This is a genomic window from Thermostichus vulcanus str. 'Rupite' (genome assembly GCF_022848905.1).
GTDB lineage: Bacteria > Cyanobacteriota > Cyanobacteriia > Thermostichales > Thermostichaceae > Thermostichus > Thermostichus vulcanus_A.
On record NZ_JAFIRA010000001.1, the window covers coordinates 17,181 to 39,716 of the forward strand.

Below are 22,536 nucleotides of genomic sequence, written 5' to 3' on the forward strand. Positions count from 1 at the left end.
AAAGATTCTGATCGGATTCCCGTTTTTACAGCTCTTTCGATTTATCAATGACAGTTCTCAGGGATTCTGAAAGATATACTCCTAACTTGATCAATGCATCTCCTGCTTGTGCGATGTTCAAGGTTTTTAAGTATCTCAAGAAGCTGGTTCTTTGTATTTTCGCTCATGGAGATATTTAGTTCATGGGAGCATGTACTGTAAATTCTTCAAGCAATCAAAAAACAAGAATTAGTTTTGTCTGAGACCAAATATGGATAGGAAGTTGCGGTCTAACGACTTAAATCACCTGCCCCCAGGGATCCCTCACCACCGGCAAAAATCTAGCACAGGCTCAGGTGCAGTGCCTTGTTATGTTGGGTCACTCATCATCACAGAAGCATCGGGATCCTCAGTGACCAGCCCCCCAGGGATCCCTTATTCCAAAATCCACTAATCTTCCAGGGCTGACAACATAAACGGCTTGGGTTAGCGAATTTGCCGTTGCCGTACCTGCTGCCGCAAACATTGCTGGGCCAGGAGGCTGGGTTCTTGCAGGTCATAAGCACCGATCAAGTCCCCTCGACCATCCGCCAAAAACAGCACCGCCTGCCGTCGGGGATCCGTACTGGGCAGCATTTGCCGGACTAGATCCTTAAGGGGGGTCACGGATTCTCCAGAAAAATCCACCGCCAAATAGGGGGATCCCGTCTGAGAAACCGGGTAGTCCCGCCGCAGAATCCGCAACACCAGGTCTCGAAAGGCCGCCATCCCCGTGCCATCGATCAAGATCACCTGGCGGAACCCTTCGTACTGACCAAACTCCAGATCCATGCGCCGCGACATTTCCACCGATTGTTGCGCGGTGGTGCGATTGGTCAGGATCACCGCCTGTAAACCCTGCGGAAATTCTGTCAAATCAAGGGGATCCCCGTTAATGCTCTCGGGCCGGATCGACAGGACTAGAGAACCAACGCTGTCTGGACAAGCGGATACGGATTCTGCCGAGGCAATCGAGGGGAAACAACCCAAACTGAGGCAACTGATCCACAAAGCAACCGCAAGCGAGGGGCGGCAGAGGCGCGACAACAAGAGCATTTGAGAGAAGAAGTAAGATGGATATTGGTAACCCTGCAATATTTCTACATCTTTCTCACTGTGTTGACTGCTTCTCCTGCCGGTTTGGCGGCTGATGCCATCGCGCCTTTTGCTCCCCAAATCTGGAACTGGCGCGGACATCCCATTCGCTATGCGGTACAGGGTTCGGGATCCCCGTTGGTGTTGGTGCATGGGTTTGGGGCTTCGATTGGCCATTGGCGGCACAATATCCCCGTCCTAGCTGCGGCAGGATATCGAGTTTATGCTCTGGATTTGCTTGGGTTTGGCGGCTCTGCAAAACCGGCTCTGCCCTACAGCTTGGATCTGTGGGTGGAGTTGCTGGTGGATTTTTGGCAGCAGCACATTCAGCAGCCCACGGTGTTTATTGGCAATTCCATCGGCGCCCTGCTTAGTCTGATCATGGCCGCCCAACACCCCGAACTAACGGCAGGGGCTGTATTGCTCAACTGTGCCGGGGGACTGAACCACCGTTCCCACGAACTGAACCCTGTCTTCCGGTTTGTCATGGGTGCCTTCACAGCTCTGGTGGCTTCCCCGATTACTGGCCGGTTTCTATTTGATCGGGTGCGCCAGCGCCAGCGCATCCGCGAAACCCTGAAACAGGTGTACCGCAACCCCGCTGCCATTACCGATGAGCTGGTGGAGATTCTCTACGTCCCCTCTTGCGATGTGGGTGCTCAGCAGGTGTTTGCCTCCATTCTTACCGCTCCGCCTGGCCCGTCCCCTGAAGATCTGTTGCCGCAAGTGCGATGTCCGCTGTTGGTACTCTGGGGAGAAGCGGATCCTTGGACACCGATTCAAAGGGGCCGTGGCTTTCAAAACTATGTCAACGGGATCGACTACCAATTTTTGCCCATCCCCGACACCGGCCATTGTCCCCACGATGAGCGCCCAGAGGTGATCAATCCCTTAATCTTGGACTGGTTACCCAAGGCTTTTACAACCGTTTGATGGGTTTTTTCAAGCCTTTTTTGAAACCCCTTTGGCGGATAGACCCAACCAGCCCCGAATCTTTTCCATCCAAACCTGAATCGGCGAAGGCTTGGGGCGGATTGCCAGTTGAATGGGTTCATCCTGATAGTCTTTGTCCTTGAGACGAAACCCGAACTCGAGGTCATCTTTGACCTTGCTCAGGCGGGGGAACAACCGCAGGGCGGCTTTTTTGAGTTCCTCTTCGTTCTGGAAAATCGCCTGATGAATCGCGCTAGAACGCCCTACCGCCAGGGATCCCACCGGCAACCAAGGATTGGGTTTCCCAGGTGTTGCTTTGCCGGAACGGGCAAAAATGTTGAACTCTGGCATCCCCTTCGATTGCAGCTCGTCGTAGCGTTTGGCCGCTTGTTTGCGTTTGACAGCATTGGGGTTGGGGGGGGTCTTTGTGGGCTTGGATTTGCTGAAACCCTTGGACTGACTCATACCACAGCAGTTGGGAAGGTGGATTTTTGCAGCTTAGCGCACAAGTGGTGCCTACTCTCCGCCTGGGCTGCTCGGTCAGGGTTCATTCCTCCGACCGTTGCCTGGGTTCCTAAGGTGACTCTACTCTGCACCTGATTTCGGGATCCCCAGCGCATTTTGTTCCAGAATGAGAGAAGTTTATTTTTCTTTGCAATGGTCTGGACGGCGTTTTGGAGTTCCAGATCGGGATCCCAGGCAGCACGGATGCGAGGGTAGAGCGATGCGGGTGGCAATTATTGGGGCAGGGTTGGCCGGCTTGGTGACGGCAGTGGATTTGGTGGAAGCTGGACATGAGGTACAGCTCTACGAATCGCGTCCCTTCGTGGGTGGCAAGGTGGGATCCTGGCAGGATGCGGATGGCAACCACATTGAGATGGGCCTCCACGTCTTCTTTTTCAACTACAGCAACCTGTTTGCCCTGATGAAAAAGGTGGGCGCCTTTGAGAATCTCCTGCCGAAGGAGCATATGCACACCTTTATCAACCGGGGTGGAGCCGTCGAAACCCTCGATTTTCGCTTTCCTTTGGGAGCGCCTTTTAACGGTCTCAAAGCCTTTTTTACGACCGGACAACTATCTTGGGTGGACAAGCTACGCAATGCTCTGGCTCTGGGCACCAGCCCTTTGATTCGTGGCTTGCTGGACTACGAAGGGGCGATGAAGCAAATCCGGGCCTTGGATCGGATTAGTTTTGCCGATTGGTTTCGGGGGCATGGGGGATCCGAGGGCAGCCTGAAACGGATGTGGAACCCGATTGCCTACGCGCTGGGCTTCATCGATACCGAGAACATTTCTGCCCGCTGTATGCTGACGATTTTCCAGATGTTTGCCAGCAACACAGAAGCCTCGAAGTTGAATCTGCTCAAGGGATCCCCCGATACCTATCTCACTCAGCCGATTGTCAGATATATCCAAGCCCATGGGGGCCAAATTCACACCCGTCGGGGGGTAAGCCAAATCCAGGTGGAAGCAACGGATCCCTACAAGGTGACGGGCTTGCTGCTGGCGGATGGGGAGCGAGTCGAGGCGGATGTTTATGTCTGTGCGGCGGCGGTGGAGGGGGCAAAACGGCTTATCCCGGCGGTATGGCGGCAATGGTCTCAGTTCGACAACCTCTACAAGCTGGAATCGGTACCCGTGGCAACGGTGCAGTTGCGCTTTGATGGCTGGGTGACGGAGCTGAACCCGCAGGGCAAGGTGAAACGAGCTGTGGATCACCCGCAAGCGGTGGGCATCGACAACCTGCTCTACACCGCCGACGCGGATTTTTCTTGTTTTGCTGACTTGGCTCTCAGTAGCCCTGCCGACTATTACAAACCTGGTCAGGGATCCCTGTTGCAATGTGTGCTGACGCCAGGGGATGCGTTTATTCCTATGTCCAATGAGAAAATTGCTCAGCATGTGTTGCATCAAGTCCACGCCCTTTTCCCGTCGTCGCGGCAACTGAACATGACCTGGTACAGCGTCGTCAAATTGGCCCAATCGTTGTATCGGGAAGCCCCTGGTATGGATCCCTACCGTCCGCAGCAAAAAACACCGGTACCCAATTTCTTTTTGGCTGGTAGCTACACCGCCCAAGACTACATCGACAGCATGGAAGGGGCGACCCTCTCCGGGCACTTGGCAGCCCAGGCGATTTTGGCAGGTTAGGTTGTCGAGAATCGGAAAATCCAGGCACCCCTGCAACAGCCGCATCGGCCAATCCATCGACTGCCCTTTTTTCTGAGTCCCTGAGCAGGGATTGAACACAACCTTTGTGGGAGCCAACACGCCTTCCCGTTGGCGGAGCCTGCCTAGGCTGTCTTGGCGATCGGATTCCCAGGACAGCCCATGACTTTCTCCATCACTGGCAGAAGAGGCAAACAGATCCCCCTGCGGCTTTCCTTGCCCAGTGCTTCTAGTTTTTGGTAAAAATCACCATAACCTGTTATAGTGAAACTCACCATAACTTAGGAGGCAGAGCCATGTCTGGATCGGATCCCTCTTCATCGGGTGGTGGAAACAGGGCAACCCCCTCAGGGTTTGGGCAAGTGCGGCAAGCTTGGGCCTTGTGGCTCTATCCGTTGCTGTGGCTACTGACGTTCGTAGGCATTCGCTCCTCAGAGCCGCAGATTTTCGGCATCCCGGCTTGGTACCTGGGGGCGGGGCTGATCATCCTGTTGTTGGTGCCCCTGAATCTTTACGTTGTCCAGATGTGTTGGCCAAGGATGCGAGATGATTGATACCGTTTTGAGCTTTGGAATCGTTGGGGCTTACCTGCTGCTGCTGGCGGGTATTGGCTTTTGGAGTTACCGCCACGCTGGGCAGGATCCGGTCAGCTATTTCTTGGCGGGGCGCGGCTTGGGATCCCTGCTGCTCACCCTGACGATGTTGGCAACTCTCCTCAGTGCTTTTACCTTTATCGGTGTCCCGGCGGATGGCTACACCCACGGGCTGGGTATTTTTTTGGGGGTTGGAGTAACCACTGCTTTCATTTCTGTACTGTTTTTTGTCCTCGGTTACCGGCTCTGGCTAGCAGCCAAACATTTTCAGTTCATCACCCCATCTGAGTTTTTTGGCCATCGCTTCAATAGCCCCCTGCTGGCTGCCCTCTATTCCATCAGTGCTTTGCTCTTTACAGCCCCCTACATCAGCATTCAGATCATTGGGGGTGCCCGCACCCTATCGGTCGTGTTGGGAGATGGATTGCCCTACTGGCCCTTGGCCGTCCTTGTGGCGGTGGTGATTTTGGCCTATGTGCTCCTGGGTGGATCCCAGGCGGTGGTGTGGACGGACACGCTGCAGGGGGTGATTTTGATTGGGGGTATGTTGGTGGCTTTTGTGGCCATTGCTGGATCCCTGGGTGGAGATGCGGGTGCACAGTTGGATCCCTGGCTGAGTCTGCCGGGGCCAACTGAACGCTGGAGTTGGCAGCGGTTAATTGGTTATCAATTGATGCTCTTCATGGCTACTCCCCTGTTCCCGCAAATTTTTCAACGCTTCTATATGGCCAAAAATGCCCAGGTCTTCAAAACCATGATGGTGGTATGGCCACTGTTGATCCTGGTGATTTTCTTTCCGGCCACCTTGATTGGAGTGTGGGGGCGATTGGCATTTCCCAACTTAGAATCCGCCGATCAAATTATGCCCTTGATGTTACAAACCTTACCATCGGGTTTGGCTGCTTTGGTGATCGCGGCAGCCTTAGCAGCCTTGATGTCCACCGCCGACTCACAATTGCTCACCACCAGTTCATTGGTGACCCGAGATTGGGTCTTGACCTACTTCAATCGACACCTATCACCCACCCAAGAAGCCCGCTTGGGTCGGATCGTTGTGCTGCTGATTGCTTTGGTGTCCTTTGCCATTGCCCTCAATCCCCCAGGAGTCATCGTAGAAATTGCCACCTGGAGCTTTCAGGGGAGTGCCATGTTATTCCCGGTTTTGATCGCCGGTTTGTATTGGAAGCGCGCCACTCGGGCAGGGGCAGTGGCTGGCGGGGTCGTATCGAGCGCCTTGACTTTGGGCTGGCTGGCCGGGGTGTTGCCCCAGGAGTGGAGGTGGGGTTGGCTACCGGTGATCCCAGCGGTGCTGGTGGGTAGCGTCGTCCTGATCGGCGTTAGTCTGCTCACTCCACCTCCTCAGGAGCGGGTGGCAGAGTACTATGAAGGCCCCTGGGCAGAACGGGCGCAAAAGGTAGGGGAGACGACGGGATCCCTCTCCTAATCCCTTTGATGCCTAGCTTCCCAAGGCATTTATGCAGTTCCTGATGTTTCCTGATGGATGAGTCCATCCTGGAATATGGAAAGGTGGATGCCCAGGGGATTCCTGGGGGCCACTCACCGACGGTTCTCTCAGTTGTTGCCCGAAGTGGGTTCTCCTCGTTTTTGCAGGGTGGGTCAGTTAGTCAGTAAGATAGGCTGACCCCGCATTACTGGCATCAAAAGGAACCAGGCTTCTCTTGATTTTGTTCTACAGTTTGGGAGCCTTGGCTTTCTGTCCTGATCGACCCTCCGCTTTGCTCTAGCATGGATCCATTGCCTGAGGCTGGTGGGGCCAATCCCTCGTTTTTTGCATGAGTGCTATTCCCCAAGTAGAACCTGACCTGATCTTCCACTCGATTCCTGAAGCCCTTGAAGACCTCAAGTCTGGTCGGATGATCATTGTGGTCGATGACGAAAATCGGGAAAACGAAGGGGATCTGATCTGTGCGGCCCAGTTTGCCACTCCTCAGGTGATCAACTTCATGGCCACCCATGCGCGGGGGTTAATTTGTCTTGCCATGCAGGGATCCCGGCTGGATGAGCTGAATATCCCTCTGATGGTGGGGCAAAACACCGACAGCAACCAAACTGCTTTTACCGTCAGCATTGATGCTGGGCCAGAGGCTGGGGTATCCACAGGTATTTCTGCTACCGACCGCTCACGCACCATCCAAGCAGCCATTAACCCCAATACCCGACCGCAAGACCTACGCCGACCGGGACATGTCTTTCCTTTGCGGGCTCGGGAAGGAGGGGTCCTAAAACGGGCCGGGCATACCGAAGCTGCGGTGGATCTGTCGATTTTGGCGGGGTTGTATCCGGCAGGGGTGATCTGTGAAATTCAAAACCCAGATGGATCGATGGCGCGACTGCCCCAGTTGATCAACTACGCCCGCCAGCACAATCTGAAGATCATCACCATTGCCCATCTGATTGAGTATCGTCTGCAGACTGAGCAGTTGGTGTATCGGGAGGCTACGGCTACTCTGCCTACAGAATTCGGGCGGTTTCAGGTGATTGGCTACTGGGACACCCTGAATCAGGTGGAACATTTGGCCCTTATCAAAGGGGATCCAGCCCAGTTTGCCGCCGAGCCTGTGTTGGTACGGGTGCATGTGGAATGCCCGCTGGGGGATGCACTGGGATCCCTGCGGTGTGATTGTCGTCGCCAGTTGACGGCAGCGCTGAAGATGATCGATCACCAAGGCAAAGGGGTACTGGTTTACCTGCGTCAGCAAGTGCAGGGGATCACCCCCATTCAGCAGATCAAAACCTATGCCCTGCAAGACCTGGGATTAACGGGATCCGTTACCCTGTGGGCCGCTACGGGGGAACGCGCTGGTGGGAAAGAGTCTTTGTCGCCTCCACCTATAGATTTACGGGATTACGGCATCGGGGCGCAGATCCTACGGGAGGTGGGGGTACGCAAAATGCGCCTGATCACCAATACCCCGCGTCATATCAGTGGGTTGCATGGCTTTGGCCTAGAAGTCGCCGAACGGGTGCCTTTGCTGGTGGAGGAGCAGGATCCCAGTCGGTTTGATCGGTAAGGTTCGATCAATAACTCGTCAGTGACAAGGAAAAACCGTTGCCTTAGCCACCCTCAGTCAAGCCTGTGTGATAATTCTTAACAGTTGCTTTGTTGTGTGGATCCATTAGCCACTGTTTCGGGAGCCTCTGTTGTGAAGAGTACGGTAGTCCTGCCCTGGAGCTATCAGCAAATTTGGGCGGATAGTTTGACGGTCTTTTGGCGGGATTGGCTGGATCTGCGCGGGCGAGTTTGGCAGGTATTGGCCTCTGGCCTGGTGGCACCTTTGATTTACATCCTCGCTTTCGGTGTCGGTTTAGGGGGATCCCTGGGAGCGGGCGGGTTAGCCTCGGTAGCGGGATCCAGTGGGGCGGGTTCTTATCTGCGCTTTATCTTGCCGGGAATGGTGGCTTTGTCAGCCATGACCATTAGCTTTGCGGGCACGACCTTCTCCATTTGTGGGGCGCGTCTTTTCACCAAGAGCTTTGAGGAATTGTTGCTATTGCCGGTACACCCCCTCTCGCTGCACCTTGGTAAAGTGATGGCGGGTATTGCCCGGGGCCTGATTACCGCTTTGGGGGTCTTGGTCATTGGGGTGCTGGGTACAGGAGCTTGGGGGTTGCTGAATCCGTTGGCGCTCCTGATTTTGCTTTTAAACTGTGCCGTCTTTGCCGGAATTGGGGTGATTGCTGGGTTGAAGGTACCGAGCTTGGAGAGTGTGGGGGTGCTCACCAATTTCTTGATTACCCCGATGTCCTTTTTGGGGGCGACCTTTTTTGATCCCAGCCAATTGCCCAGTTTTATGCAGGTGTTGGTGTATTGCTTGCCTCTCTCCTATGCCAGTGTGGGGATGCGGGCAGCGGCCTATCAGCCTCTTTCGCAGTTCCCTTGGTACACCGTTGTGGTGCTGGCGGTGTTGGCGGTGATCCTGGCTTTTGTAGGAGCCTACCAATTCTCTCATCAGCAGGATTAGGTTGAATCCATGCCACAACCGGTCAAAGCAGGGTTGATTCAACTGTCTGTGCCAGCGGATGGGGTGGAGCGATCCGTCAGCCAATTTCTGGTCAAGGGATCCCGGGATCAAGACCAACTGGTGGTAGCGGATTTGGATTTGGATCAGGTGCGGCAAGTGCGGGAGCTGTGGCAGTTTTTCCGGGATCGTCGTCTAGATTTGTATGGCGATTTGATCAAACCCTAAAACCGTCTTCAGCTTTGTCCATGCTCAGGGGCTGGGGATGGGTGGGTGTGTTAATCTTAACTCGGTGGGTGGTGCGCCATCTGCCCCTTTCAGCGATTATCCAGCTATCGATCCGAGTTGAGGTTAGCAGATGAACGGCGAGCCATTCGACGATTTGCGCGATGCCATGAGCACCTCGGGTCGCTCCACGAAAAAGGCCGCCCGGCGGGGGGCTTACGAAACAGCTCAAGCGGTGGGAGAAGAGCGGCGACGCATCCGTATTCGCACCCTCGATGGCACAGATATTCGCGGGGAAGTGTTTTTGGAAGGCACCGAGTTCGAGCGGCGGGTTTCTAGCTTGCTCAACGATGAACGAACCTTTGTGGCCGTGACGGATTCAGAAATGTTTGTCAATGGTCGCCGGGTTGCCCATGCGGAGTTTATTTGCGTCAACAAAAACGCCATCTCTTACGTGCTAGAAGAATGAGAGCTCATGAGAGCTGCTCTCAGGCTGGTCAATCGTTCTGCTGGCGTCTCTACAGCCCTTTCTCTAGGCATCTCCCACAAGGATTAAGTCGAAATCTCACTTTCCTTTCGCGCTACGCGCCGTGGGGAGCACGAACGGGTCGGCAGGACAGAGTCCTTTGAGGTATCAGGGCCAAAAGCCCTGTTGTGGCAAACCCGCGAAAGGGCTGTAATGGTGGATAACTTTTCCGCCCTGTTTTGTTCCATGAATCCTTCTCTCCTTTCCACCGACCTGCACCCCCGCGAAGTGGGATCCTTAGTCAGCCTACGAGGTGTGGGCAAACGCTACCCCAGCCCAACCGGAGAGGTAGTGGCGCTGCGGGATGTCAATCTGGAGGTGCAACAGGGGGAATTTATCGCCTTGATCGGCCCCTCTGGCTGTGGCAAAACCACGTTGCTGCGCATTCTGGCGGATCTGGAGCAGCCCAGCGAGGGATCCCTTTCTATTGCTGGACGAACCCCACAACAGGCGCGGCAGGATCGCCTTTACGGCTATATTTTCCAGGCTCCCACCCTACTGGAATGGCGGACAGCCCTGCAAAATGTGATGTTGCCTTTGCAGGTGATGCATCTGTCTCAAGGGGAGCGACAAGAACGGGCTAAGGCGATGCTGAAACGGGTGGGGCTAGAGAATTTCTTACACAACTATCCTTGGCAACTGTCGGGAGGGATGCAACAGCGGGTGTCGATTGCCCGTGCTCTGGCCTTTGATCCGGAGCTGCTGTTTATGGACGAACCTTTTGGGGCCTTGGATGAAATCACCCGCGAGAAAATGAACCTGGAATTGCTCCGCCTTTGGGAAAGCACGCAAAAGACCGTTTTCTTCGTGACCCACTCCATTCAAGAGGCCGTGTTTCTCTCCACAAGGGTGGTGGTGATGACCCCCAATCCCGGCCAAATTGCCAAGGTGATCCCGGTGGACTTGCCCCAACCACGGGGGTTCGAAACCTGGCGCTCACCGCGTTTTTTTGAGCTGACGGGTGCAGTGCTAGAAAGCTTGCGGGCGGTTTACGGACAGGACTAGACATCTCCCCAATCCTCAGGAACCCAGCTCATCTCTTCTCCTCCCTGCAACGGTAGGATGAGACAGATTCGGCCCCAAGCACCCATGAGTAGCACCCGCCATTTCCCCTTCGAGCGTGTTCGTGAGCACCTACTGTTTCAATCGCTAGAGGATGCCGAGTGGCAAGCCCTGACTACAGCGCTGTTGCCCAGTCGCTTTCAACCGGGCCACGTGATTTTTCAGGAAGGGGATCCCAGCAGCGATCTGTATGTGATTCTCAGTGGGGTAGTGGAGCTGCGGCGGCAATACGTGCGGCACCCAGGGGACTATTTGCTGGCCACTTTGCATGCCGGGCGGGTGTTTGGGGAGCTTTCCCTCCTGACGGGGCGACGGCGCTCCTTTACCGCTGTGAGCCTAATGGAAGTGCAAACCCTCCGCCTCTCCACAGAAGGGTTAATCCTGTTGCCCTTGGAAGTCCAGGTGAAACTGTACCGCGCCTGGAGCAGCATCATTAGCGAACGCTTGTACTGGATAGACAGTATGTTTACGGATCTATTGGAACAGCGGGGAGTGGAAAATGTCGCCTCGGCCATGGCTCTGCTCCATCAGCGATATCCTTCTTGAAGGGCTGCGGATCTCTTCCCAGACAGTGGTTTAGCCTCCCCTGTTCCTAGCGATTTAACCCAGGGATCCCAAATTTTATCTTCAGAATATTCAGGGCTTGCGATATCATGTGCTAAGCAGCAGCCCCTAAAGAATTTCAAGCAGCGAGGTCAGGAGCAGTGGTCAGGGTAGCAATCAACGGATTTGGTCGCATCGGTCGCAACTTCTTGCGCTGTTGGTTAGGTCGCGCTCAGTCCAATCTGGACATCGTGGCCATCAATGACACTTCGGATGCTCGCACTGCTGCCCACCTGCTCAAATACGATTCCATCCTGGGGCCGCTGCAAGGGGCGGAAGTTGAGCCCACTGAGCGGGGGTTGGTGGTGAATGGCAAACACATCAACACCGTTTCCGATCGCAACCCCAGTAACTTGCCCTGGAAAGATTGGAATGTAGATTTGGTGATCGAGGCTACGGGGGTCTTCGTCAACTATGAGGGTGCCTCCAAGCATATCGAAGCCGGGGCCAAAAAGGTGATGATTACGGCTCCAGCCAAAGGCAGCGACATTCCTACTTTTGTGTACGGGGTAAACCAAGCTACTTATGATCCCGTGCGGCACAACATCGTCAGCAATGCCAGCTGCACCACCAATTGCTTGACCCCGATCATCAAGGTCCTGCTGGAAAAATTTGGCATCGTCCGGGCCACCATGACCACCACCCACAGTTACACCGGCGATCAGCGCATTTTGGACGGTGGACACCGGGATCTGCGACGGGCACGGGCGGCTGCTTTAAGCATGGTGCCCACCACCACGGGGGCAGCTAAGGCCGTGGCGCTGGTGATTCCCGAACTGAAGGGCAAACTGAGCGGGGTTGCGGTACGAGTTCCCACCCCCAATGTTTCTTTGGTGGATTTGGTCGTGCAAACCGAGAAGAGCGTCATTGCTGAAGAGGTGAATGATGCCCTTAAGGAAGCCTCTTTAACCACCATGAAAGGGATCCTCGCCTATTCCGATATTCCGTTGGTGTCGATTGACTATCGCGGCCATGACTGCTCGGCCATTGTGGATGCGGAAATGACCAATGTGCTGGGTGGCGATTTGGTTAAGGTGATGGCCTGGTACGACAACGAGTGGGGCTACTCTCAGCGGGTGGTGGATCTGGCGGAATACATGGCGGCTCACTGGGTGGAATAGGGCTGCTGCTGATGCCAACGCCAGGCGGTTTCAATGATCTGGGTTAAGTCGGCATAGGCGGGTTTCCAGCCTAGATCCTGCATGATGGCGCTGGCATCGCCTACTAAGCGCGGGGGATCCCCTGGACGACGTGCCCCAATTTGAACCGGGATCCTTTTTTGGGTGACGGCTTCGGCGGTGGCAATCACGTCTTTGACCGAAAAGCCTTGCCCATTCCCCAGGTTGTAGGCGGGTTGCACAGGCTGATGGGTGGTCAAGGCTTCTACAGCGAGGACATGGGCTTGGGCCAAGTCACTGACGTGAATATAATCCCGAATACAAGTGCCGTCTGGGGTGTCGTAGTCATCCCCAAAAATGGTGATGTGGGGCCGCTGCCCACTGGCTGCATCCAATACCAAGGGGATCAGATGGGTTTCCGGGTCGTGGGCCTCTCCAATTTCCCCATCGGGATCCGCCCCTGCTGCGTTGAAATAGCGTAGGCTAATCGATTGGATCCCGTAAGCAAGGCGAAAATCCCGCAGCATTTGTTCCACCATCAGCTTGCTCTGGCCGTAGGGGTTGATGGGGCGTTGGGGATGGCTTTCTGGGATTGGGATCTGTTCGGGTATACCGTAAGAGGCACAGGTGCTGGAGAAAACAATGTAAGGGATGCCGTGATCCCGCATCGCCTCTAGCAAACTGAGGGATCCCCCCACATTATTGCGATAGTACTTGGCTGGATCTTTGACCGACTCTCCCACGTAGGCATAGGCGGCAAAGTGGATCACCCCTTCCGGTTGATACTGATTGATCACCTGATCCAGTCGCTCCCGGTCAGCAATATCGCCCTTTTCCAAAGGCCCCCAGCGAACAGCCCAGGGGTGCCCATACACCAAATTGTCGAAGGTGATCGGGGTATGGCCGGAGGCAGCCAAGGCTTTGCAGGTGTGGCTACCGATATAGCCGGCACCGCCTGTAACCAAGAAACGCATAGACAGACCGTCAGTGGAGGATCCCACTTAGAATAAAGGAACAAAACACCTACTCTAAACTCACTAGCGACTCACTAGCGCGTTAGCAAGTCGATCACCCGCCAAAGGTTACCAATACTGGTGAGTGGTCGCAAAAGAATATTGATCGGGTTGAGGGCAATGTCCAAGCTGTCGGACATCTGGGCGGCACCAGAGGGGCGAACCACGATCACATCCGAATTGCGTAGGGGAGGGTTGCTTTCCTCGCTAATGCCCTGAGCAAAATCGACCCCAATCTGCCGTGCTTCCACACTGCCATCTGGATTGAGCCGAATCAGTTCCACGGTCTGTTGGGCTTTGGGGGTCAATCCTCCGGCAGCCAAAATGGCCACATTCAAGGAGGCATTCGGGCTGAGGCTGACTGCTCCAGGACGAGTGACTTCACCGACGACATTGATGGTGATTGTGTCTGGGGCAAAATTGGCGGCACTGAGCTGGCTAATTTCAGCCGGGCTAACCTGGCTGGCGACCGGAACCCGAATCGTGTCGCCGTCGTAGATGATCGGATCTTCGCTGGCTGCTCCGTTCTGTAGCAGCTCCCAGAGGTTGACTTGCAACGTTTGCTCGCTGCCATTCCGGGTTTGTCGGCGGATCTCGATGTTGCGAATATCAGCTTTTTGAGTGATGCCGCCCGCCAGTTGGAGCAGTTGGGTCAAGCGAGGCACATCTTCCCTTAAGGTGGTTGCCCCCACCTCCAGCACCTCAGAGGCACCGGTCGTGCCCTGCTTGGGAGACACGGTGTAGCCCCCCGGTCGGTTTACTTCCCCCACCACATTGATCCGAAAACCGCGGGTATCGAGAAGGCTGACACTGACCGAAGGGTATTTCAAATAGAAGGCAAATTTTTGTTCCAAGTCTCCAGCCGCTTGTTGGAGCGTCAGCCCCTCCACCGGTACCGTGCCGACTAGAGGCAGAGCCAAGGTGCCATCCAATAACACCTGCTGATCCCCACTGAGGCTAGGCTCATTCAAAACCGTTACCCGTACCCGATCTCCAGGCCCCAGAATATAGGCCCGCTCCTGCCAAGTGAGGCGACTATCCAGGCTGAGGGGAGGTTCAACCGCTAGGGCCACCCCAGGAAAACAGCTTAAACCCAGAGCGCAGGCAAGAAGCCAACCATGCTGTTTCATGTCAGGGATCCTCTTCTCCACTTCAGACTGTTCAAGCTCATTGTTTGGGAATCCTTAGCTGTAACCTGTTGCAAGGTTCTTTCCCTTCACTTCAACGCCCCATGCCAAGGTAGGTAAACCCTGCCTGACGCATCTGCTGCGGCGAGAAAAAGTTACGGCCATCCACGATCAAGGCTCGCCGCATCCCCGCCGCCAAACGGTCAAAGTCCACACTGGCAAACTCTGGCCATTCCGTTACCAAAACCAAAGCATCACAGCCTTGGGCCAAACTCAGGGCATCGCTCTCCAATTGCACCCCCGCCAGGGATCCCTGATTGGATTGAATCATCGGGTCGTAGGCTTTGACCTTGGCGCCTAGTTTCAGCAGTTGCTCGATCACCGTCAGGGAAGGGGCATCCCGCATGTCGTCGGTATTGGGTTTGAAGGTGAGCCCCAACAGGCCAATGGTTTTTCCCTTCAAGACCTTCAATTCTTGCTGGAGCTTTTCCACTATCCGTAACCGCTGCTGACGATTCGTTTCGATCACCGCTTCCAAGATGGGAGTAGCACAGTGGTAATCTGCCCCCGTTCGCACCAAGGCCGATACGTCCTTGGGGAAACAGCTCCCCCCCCAGCCAATGCCGGCATTGAGAAACTTAGGGCCAATGCGAGAGTCAAGGCCAATTCCTCTGGCCACCTCTGTAACATCGGCCCCCACCCGTTCACAAATGGTGGCTACTTCGTTGATGAAGCTAATCTTGGTGGCCAAAAAGGCGTTGGCGGCATATTTCACCATTTCTGCAGAGGCCAAATCCGTCACCAAAAAGGGTACCGGCGGTTGTGCCTCGGGGGTTGCCTCGGGATCCCAGCTGTGGTTGATGATCGGTTCATAAAGTTGCCGCATGATCGCTATGGCAGTGGGGCTATCCGAGCCGATGACAATGCGGTCGGGATGGAAGGTATCCCAAATGGCGCTGCCTTCTCTTAAAAATTCCGGATTGCTGACCACATCAAAGTGGGGCAACACAGACTGCAAATCGAAGCGCCGTGGATTGCTATGGGATCCCGCCAACACTGAACTGCCCACCCATAGTTCCTCTTTGGCTGCCTGGGCGGCTCCATCCAGAATCATCATGCGCACCCAATCCCCAGAGCCAATTGGCACCGTGGACTTATTGACAATCACTCGGTAACGAGAGCGCGTTTGGGTACGGATTAAGCCCTGCCCAATGCCACGGGCCACGGCTTCCACGTACTGCAAATTCGGATCCCCGGAGGGCAAAGCCGGAGTGCCAACCGTAATGAAGATAATGTCCCCGAATTCAATGCCACGGTTGAGGTCAGTGGTGAATTGAATGAACCCCGGAGGAGTGGAGGCAGCTTCATGATCTGCTTTAGGGTCTATGGGTCTGTAAGAGTGACGGAAGACAATCGACTCCAACCCTGGTTCGTAAATTGGAATTTTTCCAGCTTGTAGAGCCGCAACTTTGTCACGGTTATTGTCCACACAGATCACCTGATGGCCAATTTGAGCCAAACAGGCGCCTGTTACCAAACCTACATAACCCGTGCCAATTACGGTTACATTCATGGTTGGGCTCACCTTTTTAACATGCATCGAACAAACTACGGATTTTCCTGCTCTATACCTGTAAGAGCTGAAACTAAGCAGGAGCTTTGTCGGGTCATGGATTTATCAACCTGTTTGTCTCCAGGCCAAATTGGGTTCAGCAGGCCGAAAGACTTCAGAGGTGGCGCAGTAGGTGCCCAAAAAGCTCTCACGCTTGACGCTAGAACTGCTGCTGGAGCCATTTCCGCTCAAGACCCGGCACCGATAAATGTGAATCTCCCCTTGCCGCAAGAAAATACCATTGCAGAGCAGGTGTTCTAGAGAAGCTCCCGCCCCAACAGGCTTAGCCCGACTGGGATCCCCTTCAGAACTGGCAGGGTAGGCTATGTACAAATAACTCATAATCAAATTCCTCAAAACGCGCCGAAACCAGTTGCAACCTTGGGCAATGTTTGTAGAAGAATGGACAGATCTTTGAGCAAAGACCAGTGGCCTAAGTACTGCAAATCCATGCGGTTGACGACCTCCAAATCCAGTTGGGTTGAACGTGCCGAAACCTGCCATGCGCCAGTGATCCCTGGCAAGGCGAGCATCCGATGTCGGCAGGAGGCGGGGATCCGAATTGCGTCGTAAATAGCCCAGGGACGGGGCCCCACCAGACTCATCTGCCCTAGCACTACATTGAACAGTTGGGGTAACTCATCGATGCTGTACTTGCGCATCCAGCGCCCGATTGGGGTAATACGAGGGTCATCCTGGCGCTTGTGCAAACCATTTTGGTTCCCCATGACCTGATGGTGGAATTTGTCTGCATTCGGCACCATGGTGCGGAACTTGATGATGCGAAATAATCTGCCCCCATGCCCAACCCGCCATTGCTTGAAGAAGAAAGGGCCAGGAGAAGAGATGAGCATCAGCGCCATCACTCCGAGAAAAACTGGGATCAAGCACAACAAACCGAAAGCCGCCGCCAGACGATCCGACCAACGCTTCACTTGCCAGGGCAGTGGATGACGGTGCTCCGGCAGCCAAAACAGGGACGGGGTGCTTAACTGCATGGCTGCTGGCCGACCGGTCTGGGCTGCCAAATCGGCCCAAAGATTGATATCCTGCTGGGGCAGAGACGGATCCAGAAAAAGTTGTCGGGCAGAACTGTACTGTAGCCAACTGAGAACGGCTGGGCGGGGATCCCAATCCGTCATGGAATCCCGTTGCCACTGGGGCGCAGGCTGAACAAATAGGGATCCCTTGAACTGCTTCAGGATCCAGCAGTGAAAATGGAAGCTGAGCAACATCTCCTCTGGTAAAAGCGCTGGAGAGGGCCTTGCTGCCTGTAGAACCAACTCTGAAACCATAATCAAGCCGATGAGAGGATGTGAAGGAAAGATGGACGGTTGGGATCCCAATCAAGGACAGGCTGCGGTTACAACCTGAATTAACCCTTCCGAAGCAAGCGATCGGGCTAGATCCAGCACCTCCTGTTCGCACACCTGCGGATCCACCTCGTAGTCCTCTAGCAAGCAGTTGAGAAGATGACCGATTCGAATTGGGCTCTTCATGAGAGTCCAAATATGAAAGCCAATAGGGTTGAAGCCGTAGTAAACCCCAGAATCCAAATCCAGTAAGACAGCTCCATCTTCCAGAGAGGAGGAAACCTGATTGCCGGCACACACAACAGTGCTGTCAACCGTGATAGCAGGTGCAGTTTTCAACACGCTCATGGTTAAACTCCACAGTGTCAAATCCGCTCAGATCACCGCAAGGGACGATGGCAACTCAAGCAACAGAGCCACTGCACGCCAGCAAAAGACCTCGGAGGCAGAGCGGAATACTCTCTGAGTTTGCCCAGTCCTGAAGAAAAGAGCATCTTTCTTTATATTTTCTTTAGGTTTACTCGCGATCTGCTCACAGGAAGCATTTTCTCAGTGTCTATCTACTCTTTTCGGGGGGTGGCCCCTTTGCGGTTCGGCCAAATATAAATAAATTCTTAAGAAAGATAGGTCTCGATGATGGCTCATGTCTTACTTGCAATGTCTGCCTCCACAGGCTCTGTTGCCGAACGGTGGGTAGTGCTTAGGAGTTCAGGTTGGGTTAAAGGCTTTGGCCTTGGTAGGTTCTGGTCGAGCTGGTTTTCCGGATGATGTCCACTCATTTGCAAATTCTGCCGCCCTCTGTTCCGACGAAAGTGTTGGGGCAGGTGTTTGCTGTGGACTTGCTGGGGCGTCAACTGCACTGCATGACGGCTCCCGCTTTGGTGGAAGAAATCTGGCAAGCCTGTCGCTACAACCAGCGGCGGGTGATTGCCCACTGCAATGTGCATGGGTTCAATCTTTCAATGATCTGCCCCCGGTTCTATCGCTTCTTGCAATCAGCGGATATTGTCCATTGCGACGGTATTGGCATTCTCAAGGCGATTGGCTACTTGGGCAAGCTGAAGCTGCCTGTAGAGTATCGAGTCTCTTACACCATCCTCATGCCACTCCTGCTGGAGCGTTGCCAACGGGAAGGATTGTCTCTGTACTTGCTGGGGGGGAGCCCAACTCATTTGGAGAAGGCTCTGAGCCATTTGCGGCTGCTTTATCCTCGTCTGCAGGTAACAGGGCACCATGGTTACTTTGCTGCAGAGGATCCCGAAGAGAATGCAGCCATTGTGGAATCGATTCGCGCCAGCGGCTGCCAGATCTTGATCGTCGGCATGGGTATGCCCAGACAAGAGTACTGGATTGAACACCATCGGGATCACCTGGCTGTGAATGCAATTCTTTCCGGTGGGGCAGTGATTGACCGCTTGGCGGGAGTCGTACCCGATTGTCCGAAGTGGCTATCCGATGTGGGCTTGGAGTGGTTGTATCGGCTGTCTCGTGAGCCACGGCGATTATCCGTCCGCTATCTGCTGGGAAACCCTACGTTTGTCTTGACGTTGGCTTTGGCTCGCTTACAAGGGTTTCGGGTGTCTTGGGTTGAGCAAACTGATCCCGCAGAACGGACTCTTCCGGTCTCCTCCTCTTGGCGAGTGCAGTCTCCTGAAGAAGCCAAGATTCGCCTTTTGGGTCAAATGCTGACTGAGTCAGGGATCCTCAAACCCACCCAAGTGGAGCAAGCCCTGGTGGAGCACCAGTTGACAGGCAGGCCGTTTCGAGAGGTTGTCTTACACCACGGTTGGGCACTGGAAGCAGCCTTGGAAGTAGTGACCGAGAAGTTGCTGCGGACGGAGATACCCAGGTGATCAGGGCTGAAGGTTTGAGGGGTTCAGCAGAACTGTTGGGGGTGCGATGAAGATCTGGCATGCTCTTTACCAATCGAAAACCGGCACAGGCACCCTTCAAGTGGTGCTGGACTTACAGGCATCGGCACAGGCAGCAGGCCACACGGTATCCATCCTCGCTAGAGATGCACAGGTGTTTGCAGAAGCCGGGGCAGAACGGTTTTTCACGGGCAACAAGCTTTGGGATTGGCTGCGGTTTGGGCAGCGAATCGCCCAAGATTCTCCTGATCTGGTGCATGTGCATGATCGCTATTGCTCCCTGCTGTTGCGAGGGATCCCGAATCGCCCCCCCAGTGTGCAAACCAACCACATTGCCTATACCACCCGTCGCCGCTTCACGCTTTTGGCAGATGTTGTGGTTGGGTGCTCTGAGGCGATGGATCGTCACCATGCTGAGTTTTTTAACCTGCCATCTCACCGTCGAGCCGTTATTCAAAATGGCATCACAGCCCGTTTGCCCGATCCAGAGCAGGTGGCCCAGTTGCGGCAATCTTTGCCAGGACAGGGAAAAAAGCTTTGCCTGACGGTTGCCCGACTGGAACCGGAAAAAGGACACCGCTATTTGCTAGAGGCTATTGCTGGACTGGATCCCGCTCTGCGCAAAGAATGGCGGTTTGTAATGGCGGGTTCTGGCTCTCTGGAAAATGCTCTCCAGAAGCAAGCGCAGCAGTTGGGCTTGGACGCCGACGTGTTTTGGGTCGGCCACACGTCTCAGGTGCCGGAGTGGCTGGCTTTGGCTGAGGTGTTCGTCTTGCCTTCTCTCCTAGAAGGGTTGCCTCTTTCTCTTCTGGAAGCGATGGCGGCTGGGCTGGCTTGTTTGGCAACAGATGTGGGTGGTACTGCTGAGGCCTTGCATCCGCAGCGAAATGGGTTGTTGATCCCGCCAGAAGATGTGCCTGCCCTACGGGAAGGGTTGACCCAACTGTTGGGAAATGCCCAACTGCGCAGACAGCTTGGGCAAGCTGCTCATGCCGATTACCAGCGCCATTGGCGGTTTGAGCGCACTTGGCAACAGTACGAAGCTCTCTATCAGCGCTTGCACTGCGCCGCCTTGCATTCCCCTACTCTCTCACCTGATTCTCTTACCCCGCGACTGCCATGACTTTTGATTCCGCCTACGCTATGCCTGTGCGTCGTCCCCTGCCGGAACGGGTAATCCGTGCTTTCTTACCAGAATCTTGGTTGTTTCTGCTGGTTCTGATCGCCGTGTTGGGGCCGGCGGTGTACTGGATTCGGCGCATCCCTCCCATTTACCAGGCCCATTCGGAATTGTTGATTGAGTCCCCGCGCAGTGTGGAGCGCTTGGTTTCAGGGGCGAATAACTCGGGGGTGAGTAACCTCGATACAGTTGGGGATCGGGTTAACCCGATCAACAACCAAATCGCCCTGATCCGTTCCACTCCCATTTTTGAAAAGGCTCTTGAGCAGGCAGGGCTGGAGCGGCAAGAGGTTCCCCAAGGGGCGCTCGGAGTGAAGCTGCTAGGGGGGACTGACCTAGTGGAAATCAGCTATTCCTCCACAGATCCAGAATTGCCACCGAAGGTTGTCGCTGCCATCACTGAGGTTTACATACAAGAAAACCTACGACTGAACCGAGAGAGAGCATCTCAGGCGCGGCGAGCCCTGGAACGCCAATTACCAGAGCTACAGGAGGATCTGCGCAAAGCCCAAGATGCGCTAGAAGCCTTCCAACAGGAAAATCGTTTTTTGGGCGGTGGTAATGAAACAGCGGATGTGGCTCGTACCCTGAATGACATGCGCCAGCGGGTGCAAGCGGCTCAGGTGGAGCTTTCTTCAACCGTACAGCGGATGGAAAGCCTGCAAAGTCAGCTTCCAGAGGATCCCGATGCTGCATTACGGATTGTCGGTCTGAGTCGGGATCCCAACTTTCAAGCGTTGCGAGCAGATCTGGTCAAAGCAGAGACGGAATTGGCTCAGTTGCAATCCCGGTACACTGATCAAAATCCCCAGGTGCTCAGTGCTTTGGAAAAAAGAGAGCGCTTAGCCAATCTGCTTCGAGACTATTCCATACGGGCTTTGGGGGAGCAAGCCGGATCCGATCTGGCCATTCCGGATCCCGTTCAGCAGGGTTTGGTTGAGAAATGGTTTGAGCTTGGGGTAGAACGTGCGGCTCAAAATGCCCGCCTAGGTCAACTAAACAGCCAGTTTGCGGAGATTCAGAGCCGTTATGATGCGTTGCCTCAGTTGGTGAAAGAGCATACCCAGCTGCAACTGGCTTTGGATCGAGCCCGCCAGACCTACTTGATCTTCAGCGAAAACCTTGCCTCTAGCCGTATTCTCGAGCAACAAAGCTTGGGTAATGTGCGGGTGATTGAGCCCCCCAGTCAGCGAAGCGTTCCGATTGGCCCCAATCGCAAACCTCTTTATGCTGTGGCACTGGTTTTAGGCACTCTCACAGGACTGGGGGCAGTATGGGCTAAGGTCGCCACCAACAACAGGCTGTGTACTCTACCGGAGTTGCGAGATATTCTGCCGTTGCCTGTCCTCAGTGCGGTGCCCTGGGGGGGAGTTGAGAAGCTGGCGGCTAGTGCCGGAAGGGACAACCCTCTGCTGGATGGCTATCAAACTTTGCAAGCCCACATGCGTATGCTGCCTCGAGAAGTGCATACCATTGCCATTGCCAGTTGGTCTCGCCCCGAAGGGAGTGGGCTGGTGGCTGAAAACCTAGCCCTGCTGGAAGCGCAAATTCGTCGCCGAGTTTTGCTGGTACGGGCCAATACCCATGAGATGGGATCCCCTCATTTGAGCCGTTTTGATGCCACTACTCTGGAGGAGCGAGATTTAAAAGATCCGGCAGAAGAGGAACGGCAATGGCGGGAGTGGCTACAAACTCAAACCGCAGAGAACCCCAATGGTTCTAAGACCGGTGCCGAATTACGCGGATTCGATGTGTTGACTTATCAAGTGGGGCTTTCCGTTTCTGCCTACAAAAAATGGTCAATGCTTTTGGATCGGTTGCGCAAGCGGTATGACTTGGTGATTTTGGATTGTCCACCCGTTTCCCAAGGCTCAGCCGCGACGTTACTGGCTTCTTTGTGTGATGGAGTACTCTGGGTCGCAGCTCCGCGGCAATTGGGGCGAAGGGGAGCAGCAGCAGCAGCGGAAACCTTACGGACTTGGGATACCCGCCTACTGGGTCAAGTTGTGGTGGGAACAGGTGCTCATGCTGTTGTCAATGGACATCCTCGATTGGGCAAACCCAAAGCCCAAAGCCTATTGACTGAGGGAGTTTAGT

The 22,536-nt window shown here is 54.7% G+C and carries 22 protein-coding genes; 14 read left to right on the forward strand and 8 right to left on the reverse strand.

The window, feature by feature from the left end; all coding sequences use genetic code 11:
* Positions 1–465 precede the first annotated feature (465 nt).
* The gene (locus JX360_RS00090; RefSeq protein WP_244348321.1) at positions 466–894 is read right to left on the reverse strand and encodes a hypothetical protein; all 429 of its coding nucleotides are present in this window, start codon (positions 892–894) and stop codon (positions 466–468) included.
* A 240-nt stretch (positions 895–1,134) separates the two neighbouring features.
* On the opposite strand from JX360_RS00090, the gene JX360_RS00095 reads away from it, so the two are divergent.
* Positions 1,135–2,046: an alpha/beta fold hydrolase gene (locus tag JX360_RS00095; protein ID WP_244348578.1), complete on the forward strand. Its 912-nt coding sequence runs from the start codon at positions 1,135–1,137 to the stop codon at positions 2,044–2,046.
* A gap of 9 nt (positions 2,047–2,055) precedes the next feature.
* On the opposite strand, the gene JX360_RS00100 is transcribed toward JX360_RS00095, so the two are convergent.
* The gene (locus tag JX360_RS00100) at positions 2,056–2,511 is read right to left on the reverse strand and encodes an HHL1-like protein (RefSeq protein ID WP_244348322.1); all 456 of its coding nucleotides are present in this window, start codon (positions 2,509–2,511) and stop codon (positions 2,056–2,058) included.
* A 259-nt stretch (positions 2,512–2,770) separates the two neighbouring features.
* Here JX360_RS00100 and zds point away from each other — a divergent pair, with 259 nt between their 5' ends.
* From zds to gap, 10 genes are all read left to right on the forward strand, one after another.
* Complete coding sequence (gene zds / locus JX360_RS00105) at positions 2,771–4,198, forward strand: 9,9'-di-cis-zeta-carotene desaturase (protein WP_244348323.1); 1,428 nt, start codon at positions 2,771–2,773, stop codon at positions 4,196–4,198.
* A 314-nt stretch (positions 4,199–4,512) separates the two neighbouring features.
* On the forward strand, positions 4,513–4,770 hold the full coding sequence (locus JX360_RS00110) for a hypothetical protein (protein WP_244348324.1): 258 nt from the start codon (positions 4,513–4,515) through the stop codon (positions 4,768–4,770).
* Positions 4,763–6,253, forward strand: a complete 1,491-nt coding sequence (locus JX360_RS00115; protein WP_244348325.1) for a sodium:solute symporter family protein — start codon at positions 4,763–4,765, stop codon at positions 6,251–6,253. The genes JX360_RS00110 and JX360_RS00115 overlap by 8 nt, the downstream gene beginning before the upstream one ends.
* A gap of 349 nt (positions 6,254–6,602) precedes the next feature.
* Entirely contained in the window at positions 6,603–7,841 is a 1,239-nt protein-coding gene (gene ribB / locus JX360_RS00120; RefSeq protein ID WP_244348326.1) for a 3,4-dihydroxy-2-butanone-4-phosphate synthase, read from the forward strand.
* A gap of 132 nt (positions 7,842–7,973) precedes the next feature.
* Entirely contained in the window at positions 7,974–8,792 is an 819-nt protein-coding gene (locus tag JX360_RS00125) for an ABC transporter permease (RefSeq protein WP_244348327.1), read from the forward strand.
* A gap of 9 nt (positions 8,793–8,801) precedes the next feature.
* Positions 8,802–9,017, forward strand: coding sequence for a hypothetical protein (locus JX360_RS00130; RefSeq protein ID WP_244348328.1), 216 nt, complete (start codon positions 8,802–8,804; stop codon positions 9,015–9,017).
* Positions 9,018–9,147: 130 nt separating this feature from the next.
* Positions 9,148–9,483 carry a DUF6812 domain-containing protein gene (locus JX360_RS00135; RefSeq protein WP_244348329.1) on the forward strand — a complete coding sequence of 112 codons (336 nt, stop codon included), beginning with the start codon at positions 9,148–9,150 and terminating at the stop codon, positions 9,481–9,483.
* 243 nt (positions 9,484–9,726) lie between these two features.
* A complete protein-coding gene (locus JX360_RS00140) occupies positions 9,727–10,545 on the forward strand; it encodes an ABC transporter ATP-binding protein (protein WP_244348330.1) in 819 nt (272 codons plus the stop codon).
* Between the two features lie 57 nt (positions 10,546–10,602).
* Entirely contained in the window at positions 10,603–11,148 is a 546-nt protein-coding gene (locus JX360_RS00145; RefSeq protein ID WP_244348331.1) for a cyclic nucleotide-binding domain-containing protein, read from the forward strand.
* Between the two features lie 158 nt (positions 11,149–11,306).
* On the forward strand, positions 11,307–12,326 hold the full coding sequence (gene gap, locus JX360_RS00150) for a type I glyceraldehyde-3-phosphate dehydrogenase (RefSeq protein WP_244348332.1): 1,020 nt from the start codon (positions 11,307–11,309) through the stop codon (positions 12,324–12,326).
* Here gap and galE read toward each other — a convergent pair.
* The 6 genes from galE to JX360_RS00180 all read right to left on the reverse strand — a co-directional run bounded on the left by galE (position 12,311) and on the right by JX360_RS00180 (position 17,736).
* The gene (gene galE / locus JX360_RS00155) at positions 12,311–13,297 is read right to left on the reverse strand and encodes a UDP-glucose 4-epimerase GalE (protein WP_244348333.1); all 987 of its coding nucleotides are present in this window, start codon (positions 13,295–13,297) and stop codon (positions 12,311–12,313) included. The two genes, gap and galE, sit on opposite strands and share 16 nt — an antisense overlap.
* A gap of 74 nt (positions 13,298–13,371) precedes the next feature.
* Positions 13,372–14,466: a polysaccharide biosynthesis/export family protein gene (locus tag JX360_RS00160; RefSeq protein ID WP_244348334.1), complete on the reverse strand. Its 1,095-nt coding sequence runs from the start codon at positions 14,464–14,466 to the stop codon at positions 13,372–13,374.
* A gap of 91 nt (positions 14,467–14,557) precedes the next feature.
* Positions 14,558–16,036, reverse strand: coding sequence for a UDP-glucose dehydrogenase family protein (locus tag JX360_RS00165; protein ID WP_244348335.1), 1,479 nt, complete (start codon positions 16,034–16,036; stop codon positions 14,558–14,560).
* Between the two features lie 105 nt (positions 16,037–16,141).
* Positions 16,142–16,417 carry a hypothetical protein gene (locus JX360_RS00170; RefSeq protein WP_244348336.1) on the reverse strand — a complete coding sequence of 92 codons (276 nt, stop codon included), beginning with the start codon at positions 16,415–16,417 and terminating at the stop codon, positions 16,142–16,144.
* An 11-nt stretch (positions 16,418–16,428) separates the two neighbouring features.
* Positions 16,429–17,370: a heterocyst development glycosyltransferase HepC gene (gene hepC / locus JX360_RS00175; protein WP_244348337.1), complete on the reverse strand. Its 942-nt coding sequence runs from the start codon at positions 17,368–17,370 to the stop codon at positions 16,429–16,431.
* A 51-nt stretch (positions 17,371–17,421) separates the two neighbouring features.
* Positions 17,422–17,736, reverse strand: coding sequence for a PqqD family peptide modification chaperone (locus JX360_RS00180; RefSeq protein WP_244348338.1), 315 nt, complete (start codon positions 17,734–17,736; stop codon positions 17,422–17,424).
* 416 nt (positions 17,737–18,152) lie between these two features.
* Between JX360_RS00180 and JX360_RS00185 the strand changes: the two genes are divergently transcribed.
* Genes JX360_RS00185 through JX360_RS00195 form a run of 3 tightly spaced genes read left to right on the forward strand, consistent with a single transcriptional unit; the run spans position 18,153 to position 22,535 of the window.
* Complete coding sequence (locus JX360_RS00185; protein ID WP_244348339.1) at positions 18,153–19,241, forward strand: WecB/TagA/CpsF family glycosyltransferase; 1,089 nt, start codon at positions 18,153–18,155, stop codon at positions 19,239–19,241.
* Positions 19,242–19,287: 46 nt separating this feature from the next.
* Positions 19,288–20,382 (forward strand): glycosyltransferase family 4 protein, encoded by a 1,095-nt coding sequence (locus tag JX360_RS00190; protein WP_244348340.1) that lies wholly within the window; start codon positions 19,288–19,290, stop codon positions 20,380–20,382.
* Positions 20,379–22,535 (forward strand): GumC family protein, encoded by a 2,157-nt coding sequence (locus tag JX360_RS00195; protein WP_244348341.1) that lies wholly within the window; start codon positions 20,379–20,381, stop codon positions 22,533–22,535. Before JX360_RS00190 ends, JX360_RS00195 begins: the two co-directional genes overlap by 4 nt.
* The last annotated feature ends 1 nt before the right edge of the window (position 22,536 follow it).